The sequence below is a fragment of the Xenophilus sp. genome (assembly GCF_044462705.1).
In the GTDB taxonomy this organism is placed as follows: domain Bacteria; phylum Pseudomonadota; class Gammaproteobacteria; order Burkholderiales; family Burkholderiaceae_C; genus Xenophilus; species Xenophilus azovorans.
Window position 1 is genome coordinate 1 of record NZ_JBIQNC010000218.1, and the last position, 7,556, is coordinate 7,556.

General features: G+C 72.6%; 8 protein-coding genes. 6 read left to right on the forward strand and 2 right to left on the reverse strand.

Features of this window, described 5'->3' with window-relative positions; genetic code table 11:
* On the reverse strand, positions 1–1,330 hold a 1,330-nt coding region (locus ACIY1X_RS22620), incomplete at its 3' end, for an efflux RND transporter periplasmic adaptor subunit (RefSeq protein ID WP_399684955.1).
* A 248-nt stretch (positions 1,331–1,578) separates the two neighbouring features.
* On the opposite strand from ACIY1X_RS22620, the gene ACIY1X_RS22625 reads away from it, so the two are divergent.
* From ACIY1X_RS22625 to ACIY1X_RS22640, 4 genes are read left to right on the forward strand one after another with little or no spacing between them, the layout of a single operon-like run.
* Entirely contained in the window at positions 1,579–2,100 is a 522-nt protein-coding gene (locus ACIY1X_RS22625) for a DUF6622 family protein (RefSeq protein ID WP_399684956.1), read from the forward strand.
* A 44-nt stretch (positions 2,101–2,144) separates the two neighbouring features.
* On the forward strand, positions 2,145–2,444 hold the full coding sequence (locus ACIY1X_RS22630; RefSeq protein ID WP_399684958.1) for a 2TM domain-containing protein: 300 nt from the start codon (positions 2,145–2,147) through the stop codon (positions 2,442–2,444).
* A gap of 59 nt (positions 2,445–2,503) precedes the next feature.
* Positions 2,504–3,616, forward strand: a complete 1,113-nt coding sequence (locus tag ACIY1X_RS22635; RefSeq protein ID WP_399684960.1) for a sensor histidine kinase — start codon at positions 2,504–2,506, stop codon at positions 3,614–3,616.
* An 11-nt stretch (positions 3,617–3,627) separates the two neighbouring features.
* Entirely contained in the window at positions 3,628–4,449 is an 822-nt protein-coding gene (locus tag ACIY1X_RS22640) for a LytR/AlgR family response regulator transcription factor (protein WP_399684963.1), read from the forward strand.
* Positions 4,450–4,509: 60 nt separating this feature from the next.
* Here the strand turns inward: ACIY1X_RS22640 and ACIY1X_RS22645 are convergent, their stop codons facing one another.
* On the reverse strand, positions 4,510–4,839 hold the full coding sequence (locus tag ACIY1X_RS22645) for a hypothetical protein (protein ID WP_399684965.1): 330 nt from the start codon (positions 4,837–4,839) through the stop codon (positions 4,510–4,512).
* Between the two features lie 233 nt (positions 4,840–5,072).
* On the opposite strand from ACIY1X_RS22645, the gene ACIY1X_RS22650 reads away from it, so the two are divergent.
* Positions 5,073–6,968 (forward strand): glutamine--tRNA ligase/YqeY domain fusion protein, encoded by a 1,896-nt coding sequence (locus ACIY1X_RS22650; protein ID WP_399684967.1) that lies wholly within the window; start codon positions 5,073–5,075, stop codon positions 6,966–6,968.
* 26 nt (positions 6,969–6,994) lie between these two features.
* A partial coding sequence (locus tag ACIY1X_RS22655; protein ID WP_399684970.1) for a uracil-DNA glycosylase family protein occupies positions 6,995–7,556 on the forward strand: 562 nt, incomplete at its 3' end.

Consider the following 7,556-nt stretch of genomic DNA (forward strand, 5'->3'; position numbering starts at 1 on the left):
CCGGCGGCGCACCGGCACCGGCACCGGCACCGCCCTGCCCGCGCCGCCGCCCGCCGCCCTGCGGGCGCGGGCCGGTGGCGGCCGGGCGCTCGCCCTGCAACTGCACGCGCGAGCCCTCGCTGAGGCGGTCGCCGCCTTCGGTCACCACCAGTTCGCCCGCCTTCAGCCCCTCGGTGATGGCGATCACGTCCACCGTCGCCTCGCCGCGCTTGACGGCGCGCATCGAGACGGTGCGGTCCTCGGCGATCACGTAGACGTAAGGGCCGTTCGGGCCGGTGCGCACGGCCGTCACCGGGACCACCAGCGTGTCGATGGTGCGCAGCGTCAGCCGCACGTTGACGAACTGGTTGGGAAAGAGCAGGCCCGCCGTGTTCTCGAAGCGCGCCTTGGCCTTGACGGTGCCGGTGGTGGTGTCCACCAGGTTGTCGAGCGTGGAGAAGGTGCCGCGGTCCAGCACGTCGCTGCGGTTGCGGTCCGTCGCCGTCACTTCCAGCTTCGCGCCCGCCGCCACCTGTGTCTGGATGTCCGGGATGCGGCCCTGCGGCACGGCGAACTGCACGTCGATGGGATGGATCTGCGTGATGACGGCGATGCCGGTCGTGCCGCCGGCGGCCACGGTGTTGCCCGGGTCCACCGTGCGCAGGCCGATGCGGCCGGCCACCGGCGCGGTGATGCGGGTGAACTCCAGGTTGACCCGCGCCGCCGCCTCGGAGGCGCGGTCGCTGGTCACGGTGCCTTCGAGCTGCTTGACCAGCGCGGCCTGCGTATCCACGTCCTGACGGGCGATGGAGTCCTGCCCCAGCAGGGTGCGGTAGCGCGCCAGCGTGACCCGTGCCGCCTCCAGTTGCGCCTCGTCGCGCAGGCGGGCGCCCCTGGCCTGCTCCAGCGCCTGCTCGTAGGGGCGCGGGTCGATGCGCGCCAGCAACTGGCCCTTCTTGACCAGTTGGCCTTCCTCGAACAGCACCTCGGTCAGCACGCCGCCGACCTGGGGCTTGAGCGTGATGGTGGCCAGCGGCGTCACGGTGCCCAGCGCGTCGAGGGTGATCGGGATCCGGGCCTGCTCGGCGACGGCATGCCCCACCGTCACCAGGCCGAAGCCTCCGGGGCCGCCCGGCCCGCCCGGTCCGCGCGGCCCGCCGGCGAAGCCGCCGCGCCCGTCGGCCGCCGGCCGCTTGACCAGGTAGTAGCTGCCCCCGGCCAGCACGCCCAGCACCAGCACCGCGGCCAGGGCGCCCAGCCAGCGCCGGCGCCGCGACGGCGGCCGCATCGGCGGCGGCGCGTGGACGTCGGAAGGCTGCGGGGTCGGATCGGGGCTGGGAGCGTGAGCCATGGAGGGATGGATGGGGTGAAACCGCCCGTGCATGCGGCGGCGCCAGTAGAGCGGCGAATCGTAGACGCCGTGCCCACCCGACCGTAAACGGCCGGTAAAGGCCGCCGCCGGCGCGCCGCGGGCGCATTTCGCGCGCGCCTGGCGCATTCCGTCGCATGCCGCTGTGAAGGCGGCGCCCGCGGTCGCACAGTGCGCCCATCGACCTTCCGATGCCTCCGCACAACCAAAGCCCTCCAAGGAGTCCCGCCATGCTGATCCAGATCCTCGCCCACACGCCCACCTGGGTGTTCGCCGTCTTCGCCCTGCTGGCCTGGATGGGCGGCCGGCAGCTTCGGCCCGGCAGCACCCCGCTGGCCCGTGCGGTGGCCCTGCCGCTGGCCATGGTGGTCTTCGCTGCCTACGGCGTGGCGACGGCCTTCGGCCATGCCGGCGCCGGGCCGCTGGCGATGGCCGGCTGGGCCGCCGCGGCGGCCGTCGCGCTGGCGGCGGTCAGCCGCGTGCCGCTCGACCCGTCCGTGCGCTACGACGCCGGGGCCCGCCGCTTCCACCAGCCCGGCAGCGCCATGCCGCTGGCGCTGATGATGGGCATCTTCCTGACCAAGTACGCGGTCGGCGTGACGCTGGCCTTCCATCCCGCCTACGCCCACCAGGCCGGCTTCGCCGTGGGCGTCAGCACGCTGTACGGCCTGTTCAGCGGCGTGTTCGCCGGCCGCGCGCTGCGGCTGGTCCGGCTGGCCGTGCGCCGCCACGCGGTGCCGGCCGCCGCCTGAGATCGCTGTCTTCCATCCACCCACCCGTTCCCGAGGAGTCCGCCATGAACACCACCACCCTTCCCAATGCCCAACGCCTCGACCGGCTGGCCCACCGCCGCGCCCGGGCCAAGCTGGGCTGGTTCATCCACGCCGCGGTGTATGTGGCGGTCAACGCCGGGCTGGTCGCGCTCTCGCTGGGCAGCGGGCGGCACTGGGCCGTGTATCCGCTGCTGGGCTGGGGCCTGGGGCTGTTCTTCCACGGACTGGCGGTGTGGGCCTTCGCGCCGGGCGGCTCGCTGATGGGCCGCATGGTCGAGCGCGAGCGCGCCCGGCTGCAGGCCGCCGGCACCGATCCCTGGTGACGGCAGAACGCGGCGCTCCCCTGGGCGGCGCCGCGCTTCTTCGTCAAGAATCCCGCTACATGTCCTCCCTGCCCCCCTCTCCCGTGCGCCGCCCGCCCGTCGCCGCGGCGCTCTACACCCTGCGCCACTACCTGTACGTGGTGGCGCTGTGCTGCGTGGTGGCCGTGTTCACCACCATGATGAAGCCGGGGCGCAGCTATGGGTCGCAACTGGTCTATTCGCTGTGCATCGGCACCATCTGCTGGGGGGTGATCGAGTTCGGCCGCTACCTGGTGGACCCGAAGCACTGCCACAACAGCCCCGACGGCGGCCACGGCTGGCCCAAGGGCTGGCGCGGCCTGCTGCTCACGGCCATCGGCATCGTGGTCGCCTTCTACGGCGGCAACTGGCTGGCCTACACGCTGGTCGGCTCCTCCGCGCCCCTCGACCCGCAGGACGGCGCCCGCGACAGCGCGATGGGCCTGTACGTCACCATCGCAGCGGGCGCAATCGGCTCCTTCTTCTTCTACACACGGGGCCGGGCGGCCGCCATGGCCGCCAAGATCGCCGCCGCCGAGCGCGATGCCAGCGAGGCCCAGCTCAAGCTGCTGGAGACGCAGCTGGAGCCGCATATGCTGTTCAACACGCTGGCCAACCTGCGCGCGCTGATCGCGGTGGACCCGCCGCGTGCCATCGCCATGCTCGACCGCCTCAACAGCTACCTGCGCGCCACCCTCAACGGCTCGCGGGCCACGCAGCACCCGCTGGCGCAGGAGTTCGACCGCCTGGCCGACTACCTGGAACTGATGCAGGTGCGCATGGGCGAGCGCCTGCGCTACACGCTGGCGCTGCCCGACGAGCTGCGCGAGGTGCCCGTGCCGCCCCTGCTGCTGCAGCCGCTGGTGGAGAACGCCATCCGCCACGGCCTGGAGCCGCAGGTCGCGGGCGGCGAGATCCGCGTCAGCGCCCGGCGAGCGCCGCATGCCGAGGGCGAACAACTCGTGCTCGAGGTGGCCGACACCGGCGCCGGCCTGCCTGCCGGCGGCCTGCCCGAGCGCCACGACGGCCCGTCCGGCTTCGGCGTGCAGCAGGTGCGCGAGCGGCTGCACACCCTGCACGGCGACCGTGCCTGCCTCGAGATGGCCGGCCTGCCCGGCGGCGGCACGCGCGCCACCATCCTCTTTCCCCTCTGACCCGATCCGCCATGCCGCCGACCGCCCTCATCGCCGAAGACGAACCCCTGCTGGCCCAGGCCCTTCAGGCCGAGCTGGCGCAGGCCTGGCCCGAGCTGCAGGTGCTCGCCACCGTCGGCGACGGGCGCCGCGCCGTCGCCGAGGCGCTGCGCCTGCAGCCGCAGGTGCTGTTCTTCGACATCCGCATGCCGGGCCAGGACGGCCTGGCCGCCGCCGCGGAACTGGCCGACGCCTGGCCGGTGCACGAGGCGCCGATGCCGCAACTGGTGTTCGTCACCGCCTACGACGAATACGCTGCCCGCGCGTTCGAGACCCAGGCGCTGGACTACGTGCTCAAGCCGGTGCAGCCGCAGCGCCTGCAGCGCACGGTGGCTCGCCTGCGGCAGGCGCTGGCCCCCGGCACCGCGCCGGCCGGCGATGCGCTGGACGCGGCGCTGGCCCAGTGGCGCCGGTTGCTGTCGGCCGCCGGCGGCGCGCCGAGCGGCGGTGCCTCGGCGGCGCCGCTCAAGGTGATCGCCGCCAGCGACGCCGGCGGCACCACCGTGCGCATGGTGCCGATCGAGGAGGTGCTGTACTTCGAGGCGGCGGACAAGTACGTGCGCGTGCTCACCGCCGACCGCGAGCACCTGATCCGCACCCCCCTGAAGCAGCTGCTGCCGCAACTGGACCCGGCCGCCTTCTGGCAGGTGCACCGGGCCGTGGTGGTGCGGGCCGGAGCCGTCGAGTCCGTGCACCGCGACGACGCCGGCAAGATGCACCTGCGGCTGCGCGGCCGGCCGGACGAGAAGATCCCGGTGAGCCGGCTCTACGCCCACCTCTTCCGCGCGATGTAGACAAGGCACAAAGAAAAAGCCGCCCGGTTCGGGCGGCTTCGGCACAGGGGCAGAGCCTTGTCAGCGCCAGTGGCGGTGATGCGGGCCGTGGCGATACGCGCCCGGGCCGTAGTAGGGCCGATACGGCCGGTACACCGGCCGCGGCGCCACGTACACCGGCGGCGGCGCGTAGTACACGGGCGCCGGGCGGTAGTAGACCGGCGGCGGGGGTGCCACGTACACCGGGGCCGGCGGGTAGTAGTAGCCCGGATTGGCCACGCCGACCGCCACGCCCGGGGCGCTGATGCCCACGGACCAGCTCACACCGGCACTGGCCGACGAGGCGGCAAACAACGCCCCGGCGGCCACGACGCCGGCGGCGGCCCATTTGAAGAAAGTCGAACGTGCCATCTGGGTGCTCCTTGAATCGAATAAGAGGTGGATCGGCGCCTGCCGCCAGGACGATCCGCCCATGTGGGTATTGAACGCGTCAGGCGTGAATCAGGTTCACGCTGGCAGGTGAAGATGGTTGCCAAACGTAAACCGGCTGCCCGGCCGCCGTGCGCTTTTCCACGCCCGGCGTCGCGGGTCCCGGCCCGGGCGCGACCGGGGTGAGAGTACGCAGGGGCTCCTAAAATTCCCCGATGCAATCCCCCAACGGCAAAACCGGCGGTCACAAAGAGACCGCCGCCGCAGGGGCCGGCGCGCCCGCGGCCCCCAGCAACTTCCTGCGCCACGTCATCGAGTCCGACCTCGCCCAAGGCACCTACGACGGCCGCCGCTGGGGCGGCAGCCCGGGCGACGGCCCGCACCACCAGGCCGGCATGCCCGATCCGGCGCGCATCCGCACCCGCTTCCCGCCCGAGCCCAACGGCTACCTGCACATCGGCCACGCCAAGAGCATCTGGCTGAACTTCGAGTTGGCGAAAGAGTACGGCGGCGTGTGCCACCTGCGCTTCGACGACACCAACCCCGAGAAGGAAGAGCAGGAATACGTCGACTCCATCCGCGAGATGGTGGCGTGGCTGGGCTACGACACCGAGCTGCCCGACGCGCCCGCGCCCGAAAGCTCGGCCTGCGCCCTGCCCCGCTTCCAGAAGCACGAGTACTTCGCCAGCGACTACTTCGACTTCATGTACCGCGCGGCCGAGTACCTGGTGACGGCCGGCCACGCCTACGTGGACGAGCAGACGCCCGAACAGATGCGCGCCAACCGCGGCGACTTCGGCCGGCCCGGCATCGACAGCCCCTTCCGCAGCCGCACGCCCGAGGAGAACCTGACCCGCCTGCGCGAGATGAAGGACGGCAGGCTGCCCGACGGCGCCGCCGTGCTGCGCGCGAAGATCGACATGGCCTCGCCCAACATCAACCTGCGCGACCCGGCGCTCTACCGCATCCGCCGGGCCACGCACCACAACACGGGTGATCGCTGGTGCATCTACCCGATGTACACCTTCGCGCACCCCATCGAGGACGCGCTGGAGCAGATCACCCACTCCATCTGCACGCTGGAGTTCGAGGACCAGCGGCCCTTCTACGACTGGCTGATGCAGCGCCTGATCGAAGGCGGCCTGCTGGTCGCGCCGCCGCCGCACCAGTACGAGTTCGCGCGCCTGAACGTCACCCACGTCATCACCAGCAAGCGCAAGCTGCGCCAGCTGGTGGAGGAAGGCCACGTGGACGGCTGGGACGACCCGCGCATGCCCACCCTGGCCGGCCTGCGCCGGCGCGGCTACACGCCCGAGGCGCTGAAGCTCTTCTGCGAGCGCAGCGGCACCACCAAGACGGGCGGCGCCTGGACCGAGTACGCCGCGCTGGAAGCCGCGCTGCGCGACACGCTCGACCCGGTGGCGCCGCGCGCGATGGCCGTGCTTCAGCCGCTGAAGCTGGAGATCACCAACTGGGACGCCGCGATGGGCGCCGGCCACCTGGAGCCCTGCACCGCCCCGGTGAACCCGCACGACGAAGCCGCCGGCCTGCGCCGCTTCAGCTTCGGCCGCGAACTGTGGATCGAGCGCGAGGACTTCATGGAGGTGCCCGAGAAGGGCTACCGGCGCCTGTACCCGCCCCACACCAACGCGGCGGGCCAGCCGGTGGAAGGCAACAAGGTGCGGCTGAAGTACGGCTACGTCGTGCAGTGCACCGGCTTCGAGAAGGACGCCGACGGCCGCGTGGCCAAGGTGCTGGCCGAGGTGCTGCCCGACACGAAGAGCGGCACGCCCGGCGCCGACAGCGTGAAGGTCAAGGGCGTGATCGGCTGGGTGGGCGTGCACGACGCGGTGCCGGCGCAGATCCGGCTGTACGAGCGGCTGTTCGCCGCCGAGCAGCCGGGGACGGCGGACGACGTGACCGAAGAGCTCAATCCGGGCAGCCTGCAGGTCGTCTCGGGCTACATCGAGCCCGGGCTGCGCGATGCGCCGGCCGGGGCGAGCTACCAGTTCGAGCGGCTGGGCTACTTCGTCGTCGATCCGGGCGCCGGCGCGGACGGCATGGCGGTGTTCAATCGGACCAGCGGGCTGAAGGACAGCTGGGGCAAGTAGCCTGCCTCGCGGCAGCGCTCTCCGACATGCCGCCAGCGCAGCGCACGGCTTTCCGCCAGTTGGCCGAGCACACGGCCGGCATCGACCGCGACGTCTACGCGGCATGCGGCCGCGACTGGCGTGACCCGATCATCGGCCTCGGCCCGCGCGATGCGCGGCTGTGCATCTTCGGTCGCGACCCGGGCCGCACGGAGGTCGAGCACGCTCTGCCCTTCGTCGGCAAGGGCGGGCAGCTCGTGCGCGCGGCGCTGTATCGGCAGCAGCACGGCGCCGACGCACCGCCGCCGGACTTCGACGCGTCGGTCGCCGCCGGCCGCGAGGTGTTCTGGCTCAACACCGTGCCCTGCAAGCCCGTCGGCAACCGCGCCTGGTCCATGGCGGTGAAGCGGCGCTTCCAGCCGCTGATGGCCGACCTGCTGCTGAACACCTGGCAGGGCCACGATGGGGGGCGCACGGTGATCGCCCTGGGGCGCGAGGCCTTCTTCTGGTTCGGCATCGCGCAGCCGGCCGGGGTGGGCGCGGCGCTCGATGCCTTCTGGGCGCAGGGCGATGCGCGCTATCGGCATACGCTGCGCATCGACTACCGGG